The 23,331-nt window shown below is 44.1% G+C and carries 18 protein-coding genes and 2 tRNA genes; 10 read left to right on the top strand and 10 right to left on the bottom strand.

Translation table 11 applies throughout. From position 1 onward, the window contains the following. Positions 1-75: 75 nt before the first annotated feature. The gene (gene rep, locus JHD45_RS18985; RefSeq protein ID WP_199478051.1) at positions 76-2,124 is read left to right on the top strand and encodes a DNA helicase Rep; all 2,049 of its coding nucleotides are present in this window, start codon (positions 76-78) and stop codon (positions 2,122-2,124) included. A 112-nt stretch (positions 2,125-2,236) separates the two neighbouring features. Here the strand turns inward: rep and JHD45_RS18980 are convergent, their stop codons facing one another. Next, on the bottom strand, positions 2,237-2,734 hold the full coding sequence (locus JHD45_RS18980) for a c-type cytochrome (RefSeq protein WP_199478050.1): 498 nt from the start codon (positions 2,732-2,734) through the stop codon (positions 2,237-2,239). A gap of 202 nt (positions 2,735-2,936) precedes the next feature. Here JHD45_RS18980 and JHD45_RS18975 point away from each other — a divergent pair, with 202 nt between their 5' ends. The 3 genes from JHD45_RS18975 to JHD45_RS18965 all read left to right on the top strand — a co-directional run bounded on the left by JHD45_RS18975 (position 2,937) and on the right by JHD45_RS18965 (position 4,476). After that, the gene (locus JHD45_RS18975) at positions 2,937-3,230 is read left to right on the top strand and encodes a putative quinol monooxygenase (RefSeq protein WP_199478049.1); all 294 of its coding nucleotides are present in this window, start codon (positions 2,937-2,939) and stop codon (positions 3,228-3,230) included. 176 nt (positions 3,231-3,406) lie between these two features. After that, positions 3,407-3,483 (top strand) — tRNA-Arg (locus JHD45_RS18970). A gap of 159 nt (positions 3,484-3,642) precedes the next feature. Beyond that, entirely contained in the window at positions 3,643-4,476 is an 834-nt protein-coding gene (locus JHD45_RS18965; protein ID WP_199478048.1) for a hypothetical protein, read from the top strand. 712 nt (positions 4,477-5,188) lie between these two features. Here JHD45_RS18965 and JHD45_RS18960 read toward each other — a convergent pair. From JHD45_RS18960 to JHD45_RS18950, 3 genes are all read right to left on the bottom strand, one after another. After that, entirely contained in the window at positions 5,189-5,758 is a 570-nt protein-coding gene (locus tag JHD45_RS18960) for a PIN domain-containing protein (protein ID WP_199478047.1), read from the bottom strand. After that, complete coding sequence (locus tag JHD45_RS18955; protein ID WP_199478046.1) at positions 5,758-6,210, bottom strand: helix-turn-helix domain-containing protein; 453 nt, start codon at positions 6,208-6,210, stop codon at positions 5,758-5,760. The genes JHD45_RS18960 and JHD45_RS18955 overlap by 1 nt, the downstream gene beginning before the upstream one ends. 556 nt (positions 6,211-6,766) lie before the next feature. Continuing rightward, positions 6,767-8,659 carry a methyl-accepting chemotaxis protein gene (locus tag JHD45_RS18950; protein ID WP_199478045.1) on the bottom strand — a complete coding sequence of 631 codons (1,893 nt, stop codon included), beginning with the start codon at positions 8,657-8,659 and terminating at the stop codon, positions 6,767-6,769. Positions 8,660-9,003: 344 nt separating this feature from the next. Between JHD45_RS18950 and JHD45_RS18945 the strand changes: the two genes are divergently transcribed. Beyond that, positions 9,004-9,915, top strand: coding sequence for a LysR family transcriptional regulator (locus JHD45_RS18945; RefSeq protein WP_199478044.1), 912 nt, complete (start codon positions 9,004-9,006; stop codon positions 9,913-9,915). On the opposite strand, the gene JHD45_RS18940 is transcribed toward JHD45_RS18945, so the two are convergent. Together JHD45_RS18940 and JHD45_RS18935 are read right to left on the bottom strand one after the other, a co-directional pair. Continuing rightward, positions 9,909-12,236, bottom strand: a complete 2,328-nt coding sequence (locus tag JHD45_RS18940; RefSeq protein WP_199478043.1) for an FdhF/YdeP family oxidoreductase — start codon at positions 12,234-12,236, stop codon at positions 9,909-9,911. The genes JHD45_RS18945 and JHD45_RS18940 overlap by 7 nt on opposite strands. A gap of 610 nt (positions 12,237-12,846) precedes the next feature. Next, positions 12,847-13,827, bottom strand: a complete 981-nt coding sequence (locus JHD45_RS18935) for an N-acetylmuramoyl-L-alanine amidase-like domain-containing protein (RefSeq protein ID WP_199478042.1) — start codon at positions 13,825-13,827, stop codon at positions 12,847-12,849. Positions 13,828-14,060: 233 nt separating this feature from the next. Between JHD45_RS18935 and JHD45_RS18930 the strand changes: the two genes are divergently transcribed. The 3 genes from JHD45_RS18930 (at position 14,061) to ppnN (ending at position 17,492) form a co-directional block, all read left to right on the top strand. Next, positions 14,061-14,726: a glutathione S-transferase gene (locus JHD45_RS18930; RefSeq protein WP_199478041.1), complete on the top strand. Its 666-nt coding sequence runs from the start codon at positions 14,061-14,063 to the stop codon at positions 14,724-14,726. Positions 14,727-14,875: 149 nt separating this feature from the next. Next, positions 14,876-16,000, top strand: a complete 1,125-nt coding sequence (zapE, locus tag JHD45_RS18925; RefSeq protein WP_199478040.1) for a cell division protein ZapE — start codon at positions 14,876-14,878, stop codon at positions 15,998-16,000. Between the two features lie 118 nt (positions 16,001-16,118). Continuing rightward, on the top strand, positions 16,119-17,492 hold the full coding sequence (ppnN, locus tag JHD45_RS18920; RefSeq protein ID WP_199478039.1) for a nucleotide 5'-monophosphate nucleosidase PpnN: 1,374 nt from the start codon (positions 16,119-16,121) through the stop codon (positions 17,490-17,492). 86 nt (positions 17,493-17,578) lie between these two features. Here the strand turns inward: ppnN and glsB are convergent, their stop codons facing one another. The 4 genes from glsB to JHD45_RS18900 all read right to left on the bottom strand — a co-directional run bounded on the left by glsB (position 17,579) and on the right by JHD45_RS18900 (position 21,758). Continuing rightward, complete coding sequence (glsB, locus tag JHD45_RS18915; protein ID WP_199478038.1) at positions 17,579-18,490, bottom strand: glutaminase B; 912 nt, start codon at positions 18,488-18,490, stop codon at positions 17,579-17,581. Positions 18,491-18,600: 110 nt separating this feature from the next. Continuing rightward, positions 18,601-19,452: an NAD(+) diphosphatase gene (gene nudC, locus JHD45_RS18910; protein ID WP_199478037.1), complete on the bottom strand. Its 852-nt coding sequence runs from the start codon at positions 19,450-19,452 to the stop codon at positions 18,601-18,603. Positions 19,453-19,524: 72 nt separating this feature from the next. Next, a complete protein-coding gene (gene tdh, locus JHD45_RS18905) occupies positions 19,525-20,550 on the bottom strand; it encodes an L-threonine 3-dehydrogenase (RefSeq protein ID WP_199478036.1) in 1,026 nt (341 codons plus the stop codon). Then, entirely contained in the window at positions 20,547-21,758 is a 1,212-nt protein-coding gene (locus JHD45_RS18900; protein ID WP_199478035.1) for a glycine C-acetyltransferase, read from the bottom strand. Before JHD45_RS18900 ends, tdh begins: the two co-directional genes overlap by 4 nt. Before the next feature lie 317 nt (positions 21,759-22,075). On the opposite strand from JHD45_RS18900, the gene JHD45_RS18895 reads away from it, so the two are divergent. Together JHD45_RS18895 and JHD45_RS18890 are read left to right on the top strand one after the other, a co-directional pair. Beyond that, positions 22,076-23,137 carry a polysaccharide deacetylase family protein gene (locus tag JHD45_RS18895; RefSeq protein ID WP_199478034.1) on the top strand — a complete coding sequence of 354 codons (1,062 nt, stop codon included), beginning with the start codon at positions 22,076-22,078 and terminating at the stop codon, positions 23,135-23,137. 63 nt (positions 23,138-23,200) lie between these two features. After that, a tRNA-Ser gene (locus tag JHD45_RS18890) sits at positions 23,201-23,291 on the top strand. Positions 23,292-23,331: the final 40 nt, after the last annotated feature.

Raw genomic sequence — 23,331 nt, 5'->3', positions numbered from 1 at the left:
GAAGCTTGTGCGAGAACCGTCATAGTCAGGTACACTTAGCACTGAAATTTTAACGCCGTTAAGCCAGAGTGTGTCATGAGTGAGTCCCTTCCATCCATAGCCCAGCGTTTGAGAAATCTGAACGAGCGGCAGCTAGATGCCGTAAAAATGATCGATGGCCCTTTGTTGGTGCTGGCTGGTGCAGGTTCCGGTAAAACGAGCGTGATCACGACGAAAATTGCTTACCTGATTCAAACCTGTGGTTTTAAAGCCAATAGCATTGTTGCTGTCACCTTTACGAATAAAGCCGCCCGTGAAATGAAAGAGCGTGTTGTGGGGATGCTGTCCAAACAAGAAAGCCGAGGCTTAAGCATTTCGACGTTCCATACACTTGGTTTGAATATTCTTCGTAAAGAGTATCGCAAGGCAGGACTCAAAGAAGGCTTCACACTATTTGACGCGCAAGACTCTTTAAGCTTGATAAAGGAAATTCTTGATAAAGAGTTTAATGGTCAAACCGACTCCGCCGCCTATTGCCAAAGTACGGTTTCGAATTGGAAAAACGATTTAACCACCCCGCAAGAAGCCATCACGAATGCGGACACGGAAGAGTTTCTGCTCGCAGCGCAGGTGTATGCACAATATCAACGCTATTTGCGAGCCTACAATGCTGTGGATTTTGATGATTTGATCCTGCTCCCTGTGAGTTTGTTGATGGCAGATGAAGCATTGCGAGATAAATGGCAGAGAAAAGTGCGTTATCTGCTGGTGGACGAGTGCCAAGATACCAATGCCAGTCAGTATGAGTTGATTCGTTTATTAGCCGGATTTCGTCGCTGTTTCACCTTAGTGGGGGACGATGACCAATCCATTTACGCATGGCGGGGCGCACGGCCAGAAAACCTTGAGCGCTTATCAACTGACTATCCAAATTTGAAACTGGTTAAGCTTGAGCAAAATTATCGTTCAACTAAGACCATTCTAAAAGCCGCCAACACTCTAATTGCCAATAACCCCCACATTTATGACAAAGCTCTCTGGAGTGATTTGGGAGAGGGCGACCCTATTCGGGTGATGGTCACACGAAACGAAGATGCGGAAGCGGAACGAGTGGCGGCTGAAATTCAGTCTCGTCATCTACGCCATGAGATCCCTTATCGAGATTTTGCCATTTTGTATCGAGGAAACCATCAGGCTCGCTTGATCGAGATTAAACTTCAAGCCTATCGTATCCCCTATAAAATGAACGGCGGCACTTCCTTCTTCTCCCGTGCCGAGATCAAAGATTTGATGGGCTACCTACGCTTATTGGTGAATCCCGATGACGACAACGCTTTTTTGCGCATTGTAAACTTACCTCGTCGTGAGATTGGGCCTGCTACTTTAGAAAAAGTGGGCAACTTGGCCGCTCAGCGTAATATCAGCTTATTTGAAGCATCGAGTTACCGTGAACTTGAAGAGTCTGTATCTGGTCGTCCGCTAAAAAGCCTACAGGATTTCCACCATTGGATGTCGACCTTACGCCAGCGTCTTGAGGGAGCGTCCCCCGTACCCATTATCGAACAAATGATCTTCGATATGGACTACTACAGTTGGATTCAAGAGCAATCCAGCTCCACTAAAATGGCGGAACGTCGTATTGAAAACGTCCGCTTCTTGCTCGAGTCTATTCAGAGAATGATGGAGTCCGCGTGGGAAGAAGACGAAACAGCCGGGTTAGATCAAGCCATTAGCAAACTGTTATTAATTGATATGCTGGAGCGACAAGAAGAGGAAGAAGACGAAGATAAAGTCCAGCTTCTTACACTTCATGCTTCCAAAGGTCTGGAATATCCACACGTCTTTTTGATTGGTTGTGAAGAAGAGCTATTACCCCATCGCAATAGCATTGAAAACGATGATATTGAAGAAGAGCGTCGCCTAGCTTATGTGGGCATCACTCGGGCAAAACGCACCTTGTGTATCACGCTGGCAGCGAAACGTCGTCAATATGGTGAAGAGATTGACTGTTTACCCAGTCGATTCCTAGACGAACTTCCAGAAGAAGACTTAGTCTGGGAAGGGCGTGGCGATGAAGCGGACAGCGTTAAAAAAGAGCGAGGGAAAGCTTCCTTGTCTGCTCTTAAAGCAATGCTGAACTCTTAAGCGGGCATTGTATTCTGAACCAAAAATCGCTTGCTGGATTATTACTTGATGGACTAAAAAGAGAGGCGCTAACGAGCGCCTCTCTTTTTGGAATAGATTGGTGTAAACGTCACTATTGGCTCTGATTGATCATATACTGAATGGTATGTTTTAGCTCTTCGTCAGTACAATCGGAGCAAATACCCTTAGGCGGCATAGCGCCAATGCCATGAATGACGTTTTTTAACATAGTGTCCATACCTTTGGCGATATGAGGTTGCCATTCTTTAGCATTACCGAGGCGTGGAGCACCAGCGGCCCCTGAAGCATGGCAGGCAATACAATAACGATTATAAATGTTTTGTGGAGCTCGTCCGCTATAAGCGGCTTCAGCTTCTGCTTTGAGAGAGGATGTGCTGGTTTTATTGTCGGCAACGGTGATGGCTTTTGTCTGATCAGCACCGCAAACTTGTCCTTCTATACACACAACGCCCACCGGTTCGATTCTCTGTGCGATTTCATCTAGCTGTTTAGTGGTGGTGGCACTTGCTTGGGAAGCCATTCCCAGAGTGAAACAAATGGCGCCAAGAGCAAAGCTGCATTTCATATAAGTAGCGATAGAAAAAGTCACAATGAATCCTTATCAAATCAGTCTTAAACACGTTACATTTATTAAAACATAAAGCAGAGCGGATACTCGCGCTTTTTTGATTTGCTATGATGTACGTCTTTTATTTTTTTTGACTAGAGGCCTTTGTAAAGGGTCACAATAAGCGTGGCCGCTCCTCAAAGGACTCTACTTTTTTAACTCGTTATTAAGACAAGGAAACAACATGACTTCTGAACTCGTTCTCGTTGCCAATATTACAGCTCATTCAGGTAAAGGAGCAGCTTTGAAAAAAGCGCTAGAAGCACTCCTTAAACCGACCCGAGCAGAGGACGGTTGTTTGCAATACGATCTTCATCAAAGCAACACGAACCCGGATGGCTTTGTCTACTTCGAACGCTGGGCTAATCGTGACGTTTGGTTGGAACATATGAAAACCGACCACATCAAAACCTTTTTAGAAGTCACCAAAACGGTCATCGCGCAATTTGATGTGACAGAATTGCATAAAATTGGTTAGTGGCAGAGTGGATCTGACGGCTACCTAGACAGCCATGCGGTAATAAAGCAATAAAAAACAGCGAATCTCTGTGGTTTATTGCTTTAAGTACTGGAAAATTGAGCATTTTCCTTTAGAATAGCCACTCAAAATCACATCGCGGCTACTCCCTTTCAGGGAACACAAGCCCAGGCAATGCGCCCGTAGCTCAGCTGGATAGAGCGTCGCCCTCCGGAGGCGAAGGCCGGAGGTTCAAATCCTCTCGGGCGTACCATTTTACTCTACCTAAGTTTTTGAAATATATAAAAAATAAAATACATCCCTCCTGTTTTTGAATTTTTTGACTACATATTGTCTACATGGTTAAAGCTGTTATTTCTTTAAAAATTCCTATAATACTTGGAATGAATCTATTTCAAGGATTAGGTTGGCTATGCAAAAAATAATTAGCGGAAGACACAAAGGTGTCGGCGGTTCATGGAAAGGATATTGTCAAATATGCGGAGAGTTTGGAGTTTTAACGAAAGATCATGTCCCTCCAAAAGCCGCTATCAGTTTAACAAAAGTCGAACAGAAGCTTATGACAGAGGTTTATGGTCAAGCATCTGAATTGAAGAAAATTAAAGGGGTTATTGGTAAAAACGGTAGTACTTTTAAGACAATTTGTGCCGAGTGTAACAACTCAAAAGCCGGAGGGGTGAATGACGAAGAAGTGTCGAGGGTTTACAAAAAACTTCATGAATTAATTTTCCAACATTTTTCCAATCCTCATTCAATCTCGAACACGATCGCGGTTGATGTGGATTCTAAGAGATTTTTACGTGCGATGATAGGGCATATACTTTCTGCCACGTCTGCTCAGCTATGCAGGGAGCCATTAAAAAGAGACGATAAAGATCAACTATTACGTGATTTTGTTTTGGGAGATGGTCTATCGTTAAGTGAAAATTACGATATCTATTATTGGTATTATCCTTTTAGGAGGCACATAAGTACAAGGTGGGTTGCTTTTCGAAATCAAGGTCATACCACTGCTGTAAGTAGTTTATCTTTTTTTCCCCTAGCGATGTTAATAACGAATAAAAATGAAGGCATATATCCTGCTCAAGCAAGGAAGCTAACACTAGAGTCGAATCATATTTACTTGGATATAACCGCAAGAAATTTAGAATACGCAACATTCCCATTTTGTTCGTTAAAGGGGGATCAATTAATGGTTTTCAATGAGAGCGTATGTATTACAAGTATGCCTATAAATACTGAATAGTTTAGTTTTGAAATTAATTTTTTTTAGGTTTTACACAAAATAGTGCGTCCTTTGGATTATCGAAATTTCTACACTAGATGTGGAATATGCGCACTCAATTTCGAGTAATAGCTGCTAGCCTTGGTAATGCCATTCTGATTTAGCCCTTTAGTGATCTCTTGATTTGGCTACTCTATGTGATTCACTCATAATTCTTATACTTGTGCTTTCATGATGCGTCTAACTTAGTTATTTAGTTTTGCTCAAAGGGTTGAGTCTTACAGCTTATTGTAAATGTTCTGGAGCTAAGTGAGCATATAGCTAGGTATTTAATATGGGGTCTCGCAAAACATTGTTTGTCCCTGTTACCTAAGCATTCAAGGCAATTCTATCAAATACCCTTGTAGTTGTTTATCGGATTAAACTTCATAGCATCTTTTAAATGCTCTGGCGCTAAATGAGCATACCTCATTGTCATTATGATTGTAGAATGACCAAGAATTTTTTGGCACCGATTAATAAGACATATATGGACGCTCCGGTGCTGTCCATATATGTCTTAGTCCATCTCAAGCGCGGGATATCATCACAAACAAACGGTCTATTTCGACGATGGCACGAGTTTCAGATGGTGAGATGATTTACTCTTAGAGGATTAATCTCTGACGAAGCCAGAAAGTCGATAACGGGTGTTCATGGTCTAATGAATATCCCATCTCGACGCGTGCAGGTTCTAAATTGTAAATGACATCTTACATAAGTGACTAACAAATGATGGAAGTTTCTGTTTAAGAAGGGCGTTTAAGTACTCGTCTGTTGAAAATGGTGGTTTTTTAAGAGAGTTTTTATGTCGTTGAGCTGCTAGTAAGCAAGCTGCCGGATCTAGCTCGAACATATCGTTCAAAAATTCGTCTGGATGTATAGCACTTATTCCAAATTTAGATAGGGTGTCATTTGGGAAATCCTTTAAATTAAACGTGATGATCCCTTCAGCATGTCCTTGTATTGCTGCAGCAAGAACATGTCTATCACCCTCATCAGGCAGGTCTAGCCCTTCAATTAAACCTTCATAACCATAGACTAATGCATCAGGTACATTGGCATCCATTAGCTCCCTTGTACGTTGCAAAGCTTTAGGGTCTCTATCCGGATCATTTTTGAGCAGGTTCCTTATCCATTCATCATGTATCTCATCTGACCAGCGGGCAATAAACAGTCCTGTACTGGCTAAATACATTAAATAGCTCCTTAATGGAGCAGGATAAAGAACACAGGCATCAAGAATAACGGTATATGTTCGCATTAGTATCCCATATCGCTTTCTTGATCGAGAGCGGATAGTTCTTCTAGGCTTGCGAGTCTATTAGCTAGCAGCTCTTCTTTGTACTTCATTACATCCGAATACGAGACTTTTCTACGGTTTCCAGTCCTAGAAAAAGGGATGATTTTTTCATCTAAAAGCCTAATAAAAGTAGGGCGAGACATGTTTAACATATCTGCCGCTTGTTGAGTTGTAAGTTCAGCATGTATTGGGGTTATTTGTACGATATTGCCTTCGCCTAGCTGGGTAAGCACCTCAATGAAAAGAGTAAGTGCAGGTTTGGGTAGTGTTAATGCATGAGTATTGCCTAGTTTATCAGTAAAAGAAAAGCTCTGTTCGTCTCCATTAGTTGCCAAAACTCCTGCTAGTTCTTGGCTGCATAGCTTGGCTAGAGCCGCTTCTTCTTGACTAGGAATACGTATAGATGTATTCATTTGATTTCTCCAAGTTCTTAGTACCACTTTGAACAATTTATTTTAATCGTATTAACATGATTTTATTATTCGAAATATTCGAAAAAAAATCAAATATATTTGTTATTTTAAGCTCAGTTTGGTCTTTGATAGCTGAGAAGGGGGGCTTATGTTAAAGAAAATACTGCCTACATCGTGACTCCAAAATGGAGTAACAAAGAGCCGTAATGAGCATCTAGGTAAACCGTAGCTCCTTAATAATGTTGGTTACAGCTCACTGTTGCTCACTACCGGCTACTGGCGTCTTTAAAAAGGTCCAAATCCTCTCGGGCGTACCATTTTAATAAATTCAAGTCTTTGATTTATGGTGTTTTTTCTTCATTTTTGGCTTTGTTTGAGCTACGCCTGATTACACCTAGCTTATCTAGGGTGGATAGTAGTTCTATGATGTGTTCTGAAGTAAGAAATTTAAAGGACACACTTTAAAGAACCAGTGTTTTCAAGGCTCTTAACATGTGTGTCCTATTAAGCGCTGCATGACTGTTTAGTCTTGCGTGCTTCCATCAATGAGAGATATTTAGCGGCTTTTCTTCGTCGTGAAAACACGAGTTTTGTTGTCTAAGTTAGCGACATGGCCATGAATTTCCCGTGTGTTGCCTTCAATATTGACTATGTAGCTGTTGTCGCGTTGTAACTGCTGAGCAATACGATCCATTTCCTCGCTCATATGCACGGCGGTTTTCGCAACCTCTTGAACGGATCGTGCCATATCAATAGAAGAATGGGAGCTAGTTTGAGCATTTCTTTCAATCTCTTGAATAGCCTCTTCGGCTTTTCCGCTCAATTCTTCAATGGCATGTAGGCTTTCTTGTCCACTTTCCATGGTGGCAATGGCCGATTGTGTGGAGCTTTGGATGGTGTTTACAATATCCGTAATGCTGGACGTTGCTTCAACTGTTTTTTCCGCCAAGGAGCGCACTTCATCTGCTACCACCGAGAAGCCTCGACCCGCTTCGCCTGCCCGTGCGGCTTCAATGGCGGCGTTCAGTGCGAGTAGGTTGGTTTGGTTCGCCAGATCATTGATCATGCCGATGACATTGTCGATGTCTTTAGAGAGCTTTCCGAGTTCGTTCAGCTGGACGCTCGTGTCGTTAACAATCGAAATGGTATTGGCCAAATTCGATATTGTTGACTTGATTGTATTGGCCCCTATCTTAGCGGAGTCGTAAGTATTTTTAGCCTGGGCACTGAGTTCCTCAGTGGTATTGGAAATACTGCGGATTGTGGTGGAGATTTCTTCCGTTGCAGCGGCAAGGGAGTTGGTTTGTTCGCTGACGGAGCGGTTACTGCCCGCAATGTTTTTAATGGAGTCATTGAGTTCCGTTATCATGGTCGCTACTTCTGCGGAAGTGTCAACCACCTCTCCAATGACGGAGCCAAGGCCATCGGTCATTTCATTCACCGAGCCACAAAGTGAATCAAATTCGTCATTGCGCTTTGTATTGATGGGTAATTGAGCGGTAAGATCCCCGCTTTTCACTTTGGCTAGATCTCGAATGATTTGGTTTAGGGTTGTATTCACACTGCGACCAATGCCAAGTAGCAGTAGCCCTGATGAAACGGCGACCCCAATACTGACAATAATTAACAGCATTTCGGCTTGTTGCGAACTGGTGTCGGCTTTATCTCGGGCGTTAGAAACCGCATTTTGAAGGAATTTTGCCGCATTCAGTCTTGAGTTATTAAGCAATGTGCTGTTTTTTTCATACGCTGCTTGGAGTTGGTTGAGCTTATTATTGGCTTGATCAAAGGCATTGACGGAATTGATGTAGGCTTGGATTTGATCATTAAATCGCTCTTTTAAGCCAAAATCGTCGACACGTTTGTCGAATTTAGTAAATTTACTGAGGAAGTCGGCTCTGTGGGCTGCGGTTGGTTCAAACATAAAGTTTTTTTCCGCTTCTTTCACAGGTAAAAAATCTTGTATGAGGCTAAGAAACGACATGTCAGTCGTTAGTGTCTGCTCATTGGTTGAAACATCACCTTTGATCCCCGAATCACCATTAAAACCGACCAATTTTTTTTGTTCAATCAATGCCAGTAGCGCGCTGTTGTAATCAGTAAAAGCACTTTTTACTTTGCCCAGTAAGGATTTAGTAGTAGGTGAAGAAGCGCGATTTATATCAAACGAGAGTTCAGAGGAGGCTGATTTATATTCTTTTTCTACGCCTTCTAAGAAGCCTTTGTATGAATTATCGTTGAGATTATCTATCTGCTTATACTGTTGCAGTAGTGTAATAACAAGAGAATCTAAATTTTTGTTGATACCTGTGAGGACTTCGAAACGTTGAGAGGCATTATTTTGTGTATTAATGCCATACAATGCGACGGTTGTAACAACAATAAAACCAATGATTGTAGCTGATAACAAGCAGATGAGTTTGGAGCGGAAGCTAAGATTAGCCAACATATGAGATACCTACATACATTTTATTATTTTGAGGAATGTTTTTTTGTCTAACAAAAGGTGTCCATTTATTTCAATCGTAAGTTGTTACTCCTTATGAATCACTGCTTTAGGCTGCATTCTATGGTTAGGTATTCTCGCAAGGAAAATGGTTGATAAGTATTTGTTAAATATGGAAAAAAATAAGTAAAAGGAACGTAAAATATGCGTAAAATACAGTCTTGATGGGCGAAGATCGAGGCGTTGATTCTTTGCTCTTTGTCGCGTACTGGCTGTCCTTTCCATGAATTTACTTGCTTAGCCAACGCGGTAATAATATACCTTTCCTCCCCCAGCAGAGTTGACGCATGGACATTAAGCAACTGAAGTTTTTATTAGCCCTTGAGCAAACCAGACATTTTGGGAAAGCGGCTGAACTTTGTCATGTCACACAGCCGACGTTATCCATGAGAATCAGTAATTTAGAGGATGAATTGGGGTTGGAGTTGGTGATTCGAGGCCACCGATTTGAAGGTTTTTCAGAACCTGGTCTGCGCATTCTAGCTTGGGCAAAAACGCTGTTAGCCACACACGATGGTTTATTGGCAGAAGCCGCAAATTGTCGAGGGAAATTGGTTGGTAATTTATCCATTGGTATGGTGCCTCTTTCCTGTTTTGATCCCACTCGTTTGCTAAAGCCTTTGTCTCAGCGTTATCCAGAACTGACCTATTCGCTCTCATCGCTTAGTTCAGAGGCAATCATCGATCAGCTGATGCGCAATCAATTGGATCTCGGTATTTGTTATATTGATGAAGTGGATCAAGGGCAGTTCGATATCATTGATCTTGGCATCACCCAAATGGGCCTTATGTATTCCGGTGAGTTTTTTCAATTTGACAGTGAAGAGGTTGAATGGGAAGAAGTGATAGAAAAGCCGCTGGGTCTTCTGGATGCGACAATGAGCTTTCGTCAATCCATCACCCATATCCTACGCAATCTGCACTTAACGGCCAATGTGATTCTTGAGAGCAACTCCAGTTATCACCTTATTCAGGCAGTGGCATCCGGATTATGTTGCACAATTATGCCGATGGAAGAAGGCATTGAAGCGTTAAGTGACAATCTTAAATTAAAGCCCATAAAAAATGGCCTTTCTCCTTCACAAATCGGGCTGATTATTCGCAAATCCGTGCCAAGATCTGCCCTTGCAGAACAGTGTTTTAAAGAGGCGACGGAACTCTTTACCCAGCAACCTCTACTTGATCACGACTCTCAGTGACTTTTGTATGAGGCAATTAGGTTATCTGGCTCAGACTTCTGTAGTTTAATGGCAATAAACTTTGAAGTCGGCGTAAAGGTACCATCGCCATAGCTTTCAAGCGGAACCAATGGGTTGGTTTCTGGGTAGTAGGCCGCCGCTTGGCCGGTTGGCATGTCGTATGCCACCAATTCAAAGCCTTTTACTTTGCGTTCTACTCCGTCTTCCCAAAGAGAAATCATGTCGACTTTATCGCCGGACTGAAAACCTAAGCGACGAATTTCTTCAGCATTCACAAACAGTACCTCTCGCATACCAAAGACGCCACGGTAACGATCATCAAGTCCGTATAAAGTCGTGTTGTATTGATCGTGAGAGCGTAGTGTTTGCAATATAAGGTCTGGCTTTTCACCTTTGTCCGTCACGGCTTGGTTTATCAGTTGTTTTGGCAATGGGGCGGCGGCAAATTGCGCTTTGCCTGTTGGCGTATGCCACTGACGCGTTGCTGCGGCATTGTCTAAATAAAAGCCGCCAGGTTGTTGCAGGCTTTTATTGAAGTCCTTAAAGCCTGGAATGGTGTCTTCGATAAGGTCGCGAATTCGGCTGTAATCGGCAATCAGATCTTCCCAATCGACGGGATGGTTTCCTAAGGTGGCCTTCGCTATCCCCGCTAAAATAGCGGGTTCAGAACGCAGTTCTTTTGAGCAAGGTTTTAGTTGACCAAAAGAGATATGCACCATAGAAAAAGTGTCTTCAACGGTAATGCCTTGTTGCCCATCTGCTTGACGGTCAATCTCGGTGCGACCTAAACATGGGAGAATCAATGCATCCTTGCCCGTAATTAAATGGGAACGATTGAGCTTGGTACTGATTTGAACGGTAAGATCGCAGTTTTTCATGGCCGCATGGGTTCGATGAGAATCGGGCGTTGCCTGGGCAAAGTTGCCACCAAGGCCAATAAAGACCTTAGCACGCTTTTCTTCCATGGCTTGAATCGCCTGAACCGCATTATGACCGTGCTGACGGGGCACCTTAAATTGAAAGCGTTGCTCAATAGCGTCTAAAAACCACTCCGGTGGTTGCTCATCGATGCCCATGGTACGGTCACCTTGAACATTACTGTGGCCTCGAACAGGAGATAACCCGGCCCCAGGCTTGCCCACATTGCCACGCAATAATTGCAGGTTAACGATTTCTTGAACCGTCGGAACGGAATGCTTGTGTTGTGTCACGCCCATTGCCCAACACATAATCACGCGTTCAGCGCGGACATACATATCGGCAGCGAGCTGTATGTCGTTAACACTCAATCCAGACTGTTCAACAATGTGTGCCCAAGAGGTGGCATCAACCTCTGCAAGGTAGGCATCCAACCCCGTGGTATGTTGCTGAAGAAAATCATGATCAAAAATGGGGGCTTTGCCAGCCGCTTGCGCTTCTCTTTCCCATTGCAATAAGAACTTCGCAATACCTCGCATGGCAGCCATATCGCCCCCCAATGCAGGTCGGAAATAGGCGGTATTGGTTGGCTCATTGCCATTGCTTAGCATTTCAAAAGGGCGCTGTGGATGCTGAAAACGTTCTAGCCCGCGCTCTTTAAGAGGGTTAAAACACACTACTTGCGCGCCGCGTTCTACCGCTTCACGAAGGGGTTCCAGCATACGCGGATGATTGGTGCCGGGGTTTTGTCCTATCACAAAAATGGCATCGGCCTTGGCAAAATCATCAAATACCACGGTGCCTTTGCCCACCCCAATGGTTGAGCTCATGCCTTGACCGCTGGCTTCGTGGCACATGTTAGAACAGTCAGGGAAGTTATTGGTGCCAAACGCGCGAACAAATAGCTGGTAAATATAAGCGGCTTCGTTGGAGGCGCGGCCAGAAGTATAAAACTCCGCTTGGTTTGGTGATTCTAGGTCGTTTAGATGTTTCGCAACCAACTCAAAAGCGTCGTCCCAACTGACGGCAACATAATGATCGGTTTGCGCATCGTAACGCATTGGATGCGTGATACGGCCTTGATATTCAAGCCAATAATCACTTTGCTTAAGAAGATCCGCGACAGAGTGCTTCGCAAAAAACTCAGGTGTCACTAAGCGGCCTGTGGATTCCCAATTAACTGCCTTGGCGCCGTTTTCACAGAATTTCACCATGTGGTTTTCTGGTACGTCCCCCCAAGCACAACCCGGGCAATCAAAACCATGATTTTGGTTGGTTTTCAGCATGGCTCTGAGGTTTTTGATCGGTTTTTTGCTGCTCACCCAAGCTTTGGTAACGCCTTTTAACGCTCCCCAGCCTGCCGCAGGGCCAGAGTATTCTTTAATGTTGTCGCTGTTACTCATGCTTAACTCCTGAAGAGGTTTGATTCATTAGACCATCTCTGTACAGCGCCATAACCAAGCCATCGATTTTTAATAAAACCGTATGGTTGCTAGGCAGGCGAAATGAAGAAAAGGCGCTGAAAAGAAGGGGCACAGAAACCGTCTTTGAGAGAAAGATAACGTATTCTTATAACCGATTCCAATCGATATTAACAACCAATTGATAAGCCGCATCTATCAAATAAATTGTATATATTTCAATTAATTAAAATAACAGAAAGCTTAGATGTGCCGTTAAGTTTTTTTGAAAATAGGACGTTACGAGGGACCACACAATAGTGGGATAAAGTGCTGCAACGAATCGTTACTGACGAGTTGAACCTTTTAAAATGTTGGTCAATTCCGTAAGGACATGGCGGAGCGCGGTACACCAGTGGTGTATTCAAGCGGTCAGGCTTATGAGAATTTAGCAACGCAGCAAAATAAGATTGCGGGCCAAATCTGGAAAAATACACCTTGGAAGAAGTAGCCACCAAAATGATTCATGTGTAATAGATAAGAGAGCAATCCCTGTTTAGAGAAGGGCAATTTCCTAAACAGGGACGGCAACACAAAACCGTTAGAGAGCGTGCTAGACGTGGTATTTAGGCGCTAGCACATGAACATTAAAGCCTTTTAATGTCTTACTTTCTCGGTAATAGTAATAAAGATACTGAACAAAGTTTACATCCACTATTTTGCCCTTTATCTCGCTGGCTTCGCGGAAGTAAAGTTGACCCTGTTTGCGAATGGCAAAGCCCATATGGGAAACATTCATATTGGTGCCGATGCGGTCTTTAATGGGCCAGTTTGGTCTGACCATGCTGATAATACTGCCATCGGGGATGCGTTTTAACAAAGCCGTGTTCACCTTGATATGATTGGGCGCGGTTTTAACGAACAAGTCCGTTAAAGGCACATAAGGCAGGTGGACCATTTTGGTCGGCATTTTATTGCTTTCTCGTCGTAATTTCGCTAGCAGATGTTGGCGTTGTGTGATGTCAAGATCGCCATCTTGAATATTATCCAGTGTAAAATGATGGTACCAAGCACGTTTATTGATGAGGGCACTGGCAATTTTGGTGGCTTTGCCACTGACTCGATAAGTCGCTTCAATTAACTTGCCCTTGTTATTGGGAAACCAGTCTGCACTGGGGAAATGATTGCGGGTAATAAAAGACACTTTTCCATGTTTGTAACGGATATCGACTAACTTTGCTCCGAACGACTGTTTGGAATTAGACATCACACCAGCCAATACAGCTTCTACATAGGTCATGCAGTCGAAGGAGTGAAAGCGGTACAAAGGATTGCCCGTTTGTTTGACGGGTTTGTCTTTACCTGTGTCATTGTCCACATAAGGTAACCCCAGCAAGCTAGCACTGATGGCGTTGATGCGCTTTGTCTGTGAACGATAGTGTTTATCAACCGCTTGAAAAAAGGCCTTTTCTTGGTGAGGCTGGTGTGTGGTTGGTTGGTATCTTTGTGTTTCGTTGTTGAGGGAATGAGCTTGAACCAGAGCAGAGCTGATACTCGCCAGCGCTATTAGTATGTAGTGGAGGCTTTTTTTCATGTGCCGTATGCAGTCCTATTGGTGTGTCCGTCAATGGTGAGAGGGACAACCATAGCGCAAAGTGTTCGAATGTTGGAAAGATTTACACTTTGGGTTATGGAAGCGGTAGGTAGATGTGATATTAACCATTTTTCTTTTTAGCAATTCATCTCTTTTCTATTTTTGCTTCGTATAATATGTAATTCGCTGAGTATTGTTGTAGGCTTTATTTTTTAACGGAAGAAGGGGATTGCATGATAACGGTTCATCATTTGGAAAACTCTCGTTCACAGCGCATCGTATGGTTGCTTGAGGAATTGAAGTTAGATTATGACGTGATTGAGTACAAGCGCGATCCGGAAACCTCTGCAGCACCTGAAGCGCTTAAAAAAATTCATCCGTTAGGGAAATCCCCTGTGATTACTGATAAGGGACTTACCGTGGCGGAGTCTGGGGCGATTATTGAGTATCTGCTGGATCGTTATGACAGTGAATCTCGCCTGCGGCCAACCGAAGGGCAAGCCTTGTTAGATTACCGTTACTGGCTTCATTTCGCCGAAGGGTCGTTGATGCCCCTGTTGGTCATGAAGTTAGTGATGATGAAGATTCCCAAAAGTCCAATGCCGTTTTTTGTGAAACCTATTGCCAAAGGGGTGAGTGATAAGGTTCAGGACAAATTTATCTCTCCTCGTCTCAAAGATCAGTTGGACTTTATTGAAAAGACCTTGTCTGATCGTATTTGGTTTACGGGAGACACTTTGAGTGCCGCCGATATTCAAATGAGTTTTCCGCTGATGGCCGCAAGTACACGAACCGACTTATCTGCTTATCCTAATATTGCAGCGTTTGTTGAACGGGTGAAAGGGGAAGCCAGTTTCCAAGCGGCCATTAAAAAGAGTGGTGCTTTTACGACTTTGTAGCGAGCGTTATTGGATAATTGGGTAAACACAGCCTTAGATATTGTTGTTTGAGTGGGTACTAAATAATGATTAGCTGATGTGGGTGCTTGAACCCACATCGATTTCTAAGGGAAAATGAGGGGATATTTTTACGAGTAGCGACAATCTTAATGGTTTCACCTTTCTCATCATATAAGGCACGTTTAAGCCAGCAAGGGTTTGTTGACGATGCTACTCAACGTCAAGCGCTTATGTTACTTGACAGCTTATTTCAACAACTCACTTCCGCTTCTCAATCTGCTTCTCCTAAAGGCGTTTATATGTGGGGAGACGTGGGGCGTGGCAAAACCTTTTTGATGGATTTGTTTTTCGATTGCCTGCCTGAGGGGCTTGGGCTACGTCTGCACTTTCACCATTTTATGTCGCGTTTACATCGTGAATTGAATCTTGCTTCAGGTCAGGCAAATCCGCTAAAAGGCATTGCGAAAAGGCTTGCGAACGAATGCAAAGTGTTGTGTTTTGATGAGTTTTTTGTGTCTGATGTGGGTGACGCTATGCTGCTGAGTGGCTTGGTGGATGCCTTGTTTGAGGAGGGCGTGGTGTTGGTGGCCACATCGAATATAGCCATTGATCATTTATTCGATACCTTACTGGATTCGGCGCGTTTTGAGCCAGTTGTCAAAAGGCTGAATAGACAACTTCAAAGTGTCAATCTCAATGGAAAAGAAGACCATAGATTGCGTCATAAGGGCATTGATCCTGTGTATTTTGTGCAAGATACCAGTGCGTTAGAACTGGCGTTTTTCACTTTATCCAAGGGACCAATTACGGTGGAGCCTTTGACGGTGTGCCATCGTCAGATTCCGGTTATGAAGGTGTCTCAGAATTTAGCGTGGTTTGATTTTTTTGATTTATGTGATGGCCCCCGCTCTTCACTGGATTATATCGAGTTGGCTACTCGCTTTCCTATTATGATGGTATCAGGTATTCCACCTTTGAGCAGTGAACCTTACGAGCATATTAAAGCACGGGGCACAGAAGACAGTGCGTTGGGTTCTGGCGTGACTGGCGAGCGAGTGGTGTCCTATGGGATCAATGACGATGCGGTACGGCGCTTTATTAGTCTTGTGGATGAATGTTATGACCATCATGTGGTGTTGTATCTAAGTGCGGCTTTACCGCTTGATCAGTTATATCAAAACGGCTCGTTATTGTTCGAGTTTCGCCGAACCTACAGTCGTTTAATTGAAATGCAATCTTTGTATTATCAGTCGTTACGTAGTTCTTCACACTGATGGTGACTGGTTAGTTTATTGTTTGTGCTTGATAAAGTGCCCATCAGTGACCAATATAACTATTAAGACAACAACATAACGATTATGACAACAATACCAATAAGTAAGGAGGGCGATCATGCAGTATGAAGATCGCGTAGATGCATTAGTGGCTCCCAAAGGAGCATTAGAGATGTTATCGCAAGATGAGATCTCTCGCATGTCAGAAGATTCTGGTTCGCTTCATGAGCTATTTCGTCGTTGTGCTTTGGCGATTATGAACTGTGGTAGTGATACCGATGATGCCGAAGCCGTGATGAAGGAATTCAATGATTTTGAAATTAATATTATTCAGCAGGAGCGTGGCGTTAAGCTGGAATTAAAGAATGCGCCAGGCAGCGCATTTGTTGACGGTAAGATGATCAGTAGTGTTCGAGAAATGCTGTTTAGCGTGTTACGTGACATTATTTTTACCTACCATGAGTATCACTTAGCGCGTAATCTTGAAAATGCGAGCTCGGACAAAATTACCAACGTAGTATTTGAATTGTTACGTAATGCTAATGTGTTCCGTCGTATTCAAAGCCCAGACATGGTGGTGTGCTGGGGGGGACACTCAATTGCACGTCATGAATACGATTATACCAAGCGCGTCGGCCATGAACTTGGCTTAAGAGAACTGAATATTTGTACGGGTTGTGGTCCTGGGGCGATGAAAGGCCCAATGAAGGGCGCGGCGATAGCTCATTCTAAACAACGTATTCACAACGGTGTTTATCTTGGGTTAACTGAACCTGGTATTATTGCCGCTGAATCCCCCAATCCGATTGTGAATCAGTTAGTGATAATGCCTGATATTGAAAAACGCTTAGAGGCGTTTGTTAGAACAGGTCACGGCATTGTTGTCTTTCCTGGTGGGGCGGGAACAGCGGAAGAGATTCTGTATATTTTAGGGATTTTATTGCATCCTAAAAATGCGGATGTCCCCTTTCCGTTGGTGTTTACTGGGCCCAAAGAAAGTGCCAACTATTTCGAGCAGATTCATGCCTTTATTGGTGATGTGCTAGGGGAAGCCGCACAACAGAAATACCGCATCATTATTGATGATGAGGTCGAAGTGGCCCGTGCCATGAAACAAGGCTTGGAAGAAGTACGCCATTACCGTAAGGCACATCATGATGCGTTTTACTACAATTGGAAGTTACATATTCCTGAAGAGTTTCAGCATCCGTTCGAGCCGACTCATGAAAATATGCTGGGCTTGAATTTAAACTTTAATCAAGACACTCACTTATTGGCAGCGGATTTGCGTCGAGCTTTCTCCTCTATTGTGGCTGGTAACGTCAAAGCACAGGGAGTTGCCTACATTAAAGAGCACGGGCCGTTCCATATCCATGGGGATAAGCTGATACTCGAAAAACTGGATGCGCTGCTACAAGCGTTTGTTGCTCAGCAACGGATGAAATTACCAGGAAGTGAGTATATTCCTTGTTATAAAGTCATCACCAATTAAGCGGTGATAATGCAGTAACAGAAAAGGGCCAGATGGCCCTTTTTTCATGGGTATTGAGGATTAATAGTTATGCTTTTGGGGGTTGGTTAGCCAAAAATAGACCAGCCAATGTGATCTGATAGGGCTTCAAGGGCGGCAATGCCCGCTAAAGAATTACCGGATTTATTCAGCTCAGGTGACCACACACATACCGAAAAACGATTCGGTACGATGGCGATGATGCCGCCACCGACGCCGCTCTTACCAGGCAATCCTACACGATAAGCAAAGTTACCTGCTTCATCGTATAAGCCGCTGGTGGCAAGGAGGCTGTTTACATGTTTGGCTTCACGGGCGCTGATGACTTGTTCGCCACTATGGTGGCAATAGCCTTTATTTGCTAAGAAACTAAAGGCTTTCGCCAGATCGACGCAGTTCATACTCATGGCACAGTTATTAAAGTAATTGTGTAATACTGTTTCCACGTCGTTTTCAAAGTTACCGAAAGCTTTCATTAAATAGGCCATGGAAGCGTTGCGTGAGCGAAACTCAAACTCTGAATCGGCAACGACTTTATCGGATTTGAGTTTAGGATTCCCTGCCAGGCGACGGATGTATTCGCGCATGGCGTAGTGAGGCGAAGCAAAACGTGATTGATTCATATCGCATACCACCAGCGCGCCAGCATTGATGAAAGGATTACGTGGCACACCGCTTTCGTATTCCAGCTGTACAAGGGAGTTAAATGGGTTGCCAGAGGGCTCACGACCCACTCTCTGCCACATATCTTCGCCATAATGTTTTATCGCAAGAGTAAGGCTAAAGACTTTGGAAATACTCTGAATGGAAAAGTCGACTTTGGCTTGTCCTGCCTGAAATAATTCACCTTCATTGCTGTAGACGGCGATACCAAATTGATTCGGGTTCACATTGGCTAAGGCGGGAATATAATCGGCTACCTTTCCTGAGCCGATCAGTGGACGCACGGTTCTTTCGATGGTCTGTAATAATTCATTCAAAACAAACAAGCTCGCGATGATGATTGATTGGCGAGCTAGTATAGGGGTTTGTTATAAAAATTCTAGTTCCGAATGACAGCCCAAAAATGTTTTGTTGGCATCCGTGCCCGTTACGTGCGGCTGTTTTTTATATGAGCCACGTGTTGAGCAATAATTTGCCCTGATATCGTGACTAAGTTTGGGGTGTTGGGGAGGCTATCAATGTGCCACCATGCCGCTTCTTCTATTTCGCCTGGGGCAGGGAGGATTTCGCCTCCAGCATAGTCGGCAAAAAAGCCCACCATCATTTGATGAGGAAACGACCAAGGCTGGCTGCCAACATAGCGTATGTTGGTGACTTCAATGCCGACTTCTTCTCGCACTTCTCGGGCGACAGCCTGTTCTAAGGTTTCGCCAGCCTCGACAAATCCTGCGATATTACTGAATCTGCCTTTGGGCATGTGTGGGCCACGGGCTAAGAGCAGATGGTCGCCGTTTCGAACTGAGACAATGATGCAAGGGGAAATTCGGGGGTAATGACGGAGATTACACTTTGGGCAAATTTTGGTGTGTTCTGTCGAGTGTTTGTTGTTCATGGGGGTGCCACAGCGCCCACAGAATTGATGATCCCTGTCCCAAGTAGATAGCTGATGGGCACGGCTTAACAGTAAATAGTTAGCTTCGTCCTGCATGAACAGTAGTTCGCGTAGATCTATTTCCGTAAAACCTTTTGGGCGGTTTTCGAAGCGGCATACAAAGACATCTTGATTGGTTGCCTCTTGCTTCTCTGGGTTGCTTTGATCATTGCCTTGTGGATTCCATTGTCCGCAATAGATGGCCCGCATACTGCTATCAGGCTGGAAGTGGTCAAAGGGGACCAAAAATTGATGATTCTGTTCAATCAATACTTGGTTTTTAAACAATAAAATATACAGCGCATCTTGATGAGGTGAAGGGTGCGCATGGGTACCGATTTCTAACATGAGAAAACTCTAGTTGCGTCTGAAAAGTTTAAACTAACGCGAAGTTCGTAATGACGCAACTAAAGTGGGGAGTTAGCACCAATTTAAAATGACTTTTCCGGATTGGCCAGATGCCATAGCATCAAATCCCTGCTGGAACTCTTCTACACTGTATTGGTGGGTAATAATTGGGCTTAGGTCTAGTCCAGATTGCAACATGGCAACCATTTTGTACCAAGTTTCATACATTTCCCGTCCATAGATACCTTTGAGAACCAAACCTTTAAAAATGATTTGGTTCCAATCGACGTTTGTGTCTTTGCTGGGAATGCCCAGCATGGCCACCTTGCCACCATGGTTCATGCATTCAAGGAGGGATTGGAAAGCCATCCCATTACCTGACATTTCCAGACCAACATCGAATCCTTCTTGCATGCCTAGCTCGATCATAACGTCGCGTAGGGATTCTTGTGCCACGTTGACTATTCGGGTGGCGCCCATTTTTCGGGCAAGATCAAGGCGATAATCATTGACATCGGTAATGACAACATTACGGGCACCAGAGTGTTTGGCGATGGCGGCGGCCATGGCACCAATGGGGCCAGCACCAGTGATGAGCACATCTTCTCCCACCAAATCGAAGGAAAGGGCCGTGTGTGTCGCATTACCAAAGGGGTCAAAAATGGCTGCGAGATCGTCACTGATGTTGTTAGGAATCTTAAAGGCATTACTGGCTGGAATGGCTAAATATTCAGCGAAAGCCCCAGTGCGATTGACACCTACGCCTTGTGTCTGGCGACATAAGTGACGACGTCCTGCGCGGCAATTGCGGCATTGTCCACACGTAATATGGCCTTCTCCAGAGACACGATCACCGATAGTAAAGCCTGTTACCTCCTCGCCAATTTGTGCAATTTCACCAACAAACTCATGGCCGACAGTCATCGGCACTGGGATGGTTTTTTGTGCCCAATCATCCCAGTGATAAATATGCATATCCGTTCCACAAATGGCTGTTTTACGGATTTTGATGATGACGTCATTGTGACCACATTCTGGATAGTCCTCTTCTGACATCCAGATGCCTTGTTTAGCCTGTGTTTTGGCGAGTACTTTCATTGCTTGGGTCCTTCAATAATATGTAAATCACGACCAATTTTGGCAAAGGCGTCAATGGCGTGATCTAACTGTTCCTTGGTCAAGGAAGCCGACATTTGTGTACGAATTCTGGCTTTACCCATTGGGACAACTGGGTAAGAAAAGCCTGTCACGTAGATGCCTTCTTTATAAAGCGCGTTTGCCATTTGTGTGGCGAGCTTCGCATCACCGAGAATAACAGGAATTATGGGATGGTCACCCGGAATTAACGTAAATCCCAAATTTCCCATTTTTTTGCGAAAATAAGCACTGTTATCTTTAAGGCGTTGGCGAGCAGCTTGTCCCTTCTTAAGGGATTCCAGAATAGTTAAGGTGGTTGCCGTGATAATGGGTGACAATGAATTGGAGAAAAGATAAGGGCGTGACCGTTGGCGCAACCACTCTACAATGGGTTTAGAAGCACTTGTGTAGCCGCCAGACGCACCACCAAGGGCTTTGCCTAGTGTCCCGGTAATAATGTCGACACGACCCATAACATCGCAATATTCGTGGCTTCCTCGGCCATTTTCCCCTAAAAAGCCAACTGCGTGCGAGTCATCAACCATGACTAAGGCATCGTATTTATCAGCAAGGTCGCAGATGGCTGGTAAATTGGCAATGATGCCATCCATTGAGAAAACCCCATCGGTGACGATCAGTTTCGTTTGGGCACCATCCTTATCCGCCTGTTGTAAATTGGCTTCCAGCTCTTGCATATTGTTATTGGCATAACGGTAGCGTTTGGCCTTACACAGGCGAATGCCATCGATGATGCTAGCGTGATTGAGCGCGTCGCTGATGACGGCGTCGTCTTTATTAAGCAAGGTTTCAAAAAGACCACCGTTTGCATCAAAACAGGAAGAGTACAAAATGGTGTCTTCCATTTGTAAAAAGTCGCTTAGGCTTTTTTCCAATTCTTCATGGATGTTTTGTGTGCCACAGATAAAGCGAACAGAAGCCATACCGTAACCAAAATCATCAAGGGCTTGGTGGGCGGCTTGAGTGACCATCTCATCGTTGGCTAATCCTAGGTAGTTGTTTGCGCATAAATTAATCAGTGGTGTGTTGTCTTTCGTGGTGATTTCACTGGCTTGTGGTGTAATCAGTGCGCGTTCTTCTTTATAGAGTCCATCGTTTTTAAGGGATTCAAGTTGTTCGCTAAGGTGTTGGTAAAAAACGGTCTTGCTCATGCTTCACCTCGTTTATAGTGTGCTTTTGGCATCAAATTCACTCGGCTAACGCCATCCCATTGCTAGTAACAGATGACCAATACAGATTGATCATCGATGTATCACAATAAGCTGCTTTGGCTTGATTGGCCTTGTTTGCGAGCGGCAGGATAAGAATACCAAGGGGTTTATGGTATCTGCTCTTTTGAGTGTAGTAGGGATAGTTGGGGTAAAACAGAGGCAGTGACCGTGCAAAGTAGGCATAACAGTTTCTGTGGCTGGCTTTTTAAAGAACTCCTCGCGTAAAATAAGCGCAAATTTTAATCAAAGAGGTGTTCATGTTGTTTAGCATTCGGTGCGGTGTTCTTATTGGTGGTGTAGTAATGAGCCTTACGGCAAGCGCGCAAGATTATTTACCCATTCTTCAATATCATCATGTTTCTGATTCAACACCTGCCTCCACGTCTTTATCTCCCAAACAGTTTGCCAAACAGATGGCTTATCTAAAAAGTGCGGGCTTTCAAGTGGTCGATCTGAAAACGGCTTTGGATAAGATTAAGGCGCACGAGAGTTTACCGAGCAAAGCGGTTGCGATTACCTTTGATGATGGTTACCGTGACATTTACGAACAGGGTTTTCCCATTTTGAAACAATATGGTTACCCCTTTACGGTATTTGTTAATTCTGAGCCGCTAAAGCAAAAGAATCCGCATTTTCTGACATGGGATATTATGAAGGAAATGGAGAAGTCGGGGGCGGTGTTTGCCAATCATACGGTTAGTCATCCTTATATGGCCCGTAAGGAAGAAGGGGAATCTGACGCTGCGTGGCACGCACGTATGGAGAAGGAAGTAGCAGGTGTGGAAACGGCCTTAATCAAGCATCTAGGTCACTCACCTAAAATGTTGGCTTATCCTTATGGTGAATCAAATCACCTGTTACGTACGATGATGAAAGAGAAGGGCTTTATAGCCTTTGGACAACAGTCTGGAGTGGTCAGCGCGGATTCTGATTTTGAAGATTTACCTCGTTTTCCTGCATCAGGACGTTTTGCCACGTTATCGACATTAAAGCTAAAGCTTAACGCAATGCCGATGCCTCTATTAAAAGAGGAGAGTGGTGATTATGCGGACGACAACCCTGTGTCGCTTCGTTTGACCTTTAAGCCAGGCAAGTATCGTTTAAAAGATTTGGCGTGCTATGTATCCGGTCAGGGTAAGGCGAATTTGGATTGGGTATCAAAAGACGAGGTCGTGGTAACCGCCACTAAGCCATTTGGTGTCGGCCGTGGACGTATTAATTGCACCATGCCGAACGATTCGGCTAAGCAGTATTACTGGTATTCCAATGTTTGGATTCGTCCAGGAAAGGACCAGCACTATATTATTGAAAAAAGTTAATCTTTTTTTAAAAAAAAGGTTGCACTGAATTTTGAAATCCGTAATATACACCTCGCTCGCAACGGAGGGGTGGCAGAGCGGTTTAATGCACCGGTCTTGAAAACCGGCGTAGGTTAGTAGCCTACCGAGAGTTCGAATCTCTCCTCCTCCGCCATCTTATATAAGGTGTATGTTGCGGCAAGAAATAAAATTAG

This window comes from Marinomonas spartinae, assembly GCF_016461715.1.
GTDB lineage: Bacteria > Pseudomonadota > Gammaproteobacteria > Pseudomonadales > Marinomonadaceae > Marinomonas > Marinomonas spartinae_A.
This window is presented reverse-complemented; position numbering and strand designations above follow the sequence as displayed.

Bases quoted from the DNA above. Each gene is read 5' to 3' on its own strand.
- rep (WP_199478051.1), top strand. From the start codon at position 76: ATGAGTGAGTCCCTTCCATCCATAGCCCAGCGTTTGAGAAATCTGAAC.
- zapE (WP_199478040.1), top strand. From the start codon at position 14,876: ATGGTTTCACCTTTCTCATCATATAAGGCACGTTTAAGCCAGCAAGGG.
- JHD45_RS18955 (WP_199478046.1), bottom strand. From the start codon at position 6,210: ATGAATACATCTATACGTATTCCTAGTCAAGAAGAAGCGGCTCTAGCC.
- JHD45_RS18935 (WP_199478042.1), bottom strand. From the start codon at position 13,827: ATGAAAAAAAGCCTCCACTACATACTAATAGCGCTGGCGAGTATCAGC.
- JHD45_RS18975 (WP_199478049.1), top strand. From the start codon at position 2,937: ATGACTTCTGAACTCGTTCTCGTTGCCAATATTACAGCTCATTCAGGT.
- JHD45_RS18895 (WP_199478034.1), top strand. From the start codon at position 22,076: ATGTTGTTTAGCATTCGGTGCGGTGTTCTTATTGGTGGTGTAGTAATG.
- JHD45_RS18940 (WP_199478043.1), bottom strand. From the start codon at position 12,236: ATGAGTAACAGCGACAACATTAAAGAATACTCTGGCCCTGCGGCAGGC.
- JHD45_RS18950 (WP_199478045.1), bottom strand. From the start codon at position 8,659: ATGTTGGCTAATCTTAGCTTCCGCTCCAAACTCATCTGCTTGTTATCA.
- JHD45_RS18900 (WP_199478035.1), bottom strand. From the start codon at position 21,758: ATGAGCAAGACCGTTTTTTACCAACACCTTAGCGAACAACTTGAATCC.
- tdh (WP_199478036.1), bottom strand. From the start codon at position 20,550: ATGAAAGTACTCGCCAAAACACAGGCTAAACAAGGCATCTGGATGTCA.
- nudC (WP_199478037.1), bottom strand. From the start codon at position 19,452: ATGTTAGAAATCGGTACCCATGCGCACCCTTCACCTCATCAAGATGCG.
- JHD45_RS18945 (WP_199478044.1), top strand. From the start codon at position 9,004: ATGGACATTAAGCAACTGAAGTTTTTATTAGCCCTTGAGCAAACCAGA.
- JHD45_RS18930 (WP_199478041.1), top strand. From the start codon at position 14,061: ATGATAACGGTTCATCATTTGGAAAACTCTCGTTCACAGCGCATCGTA.
- ppnN (WP_199478039.1), top strand. From the start codon at position 16,119: ATGCAGTATGAAGATCGCGTAGATGCATTAGTGGCTCCCAAAGGAGCA.
- JHD45_RS18965 (WP_199478048.1), top strand. From the start codon at position 3,643: ATGCAAAAAATAATTAGCGGAAGACACAAAGGTGTCGGCGGTTCATGG.
- JHD45_RS18960 (WP_199478047.1), bottom strand. From the start codon at position 5,758: ATGCGAACATATACCGTTATTCTTGATGCCTGTGTTCTTTATCCTGCT.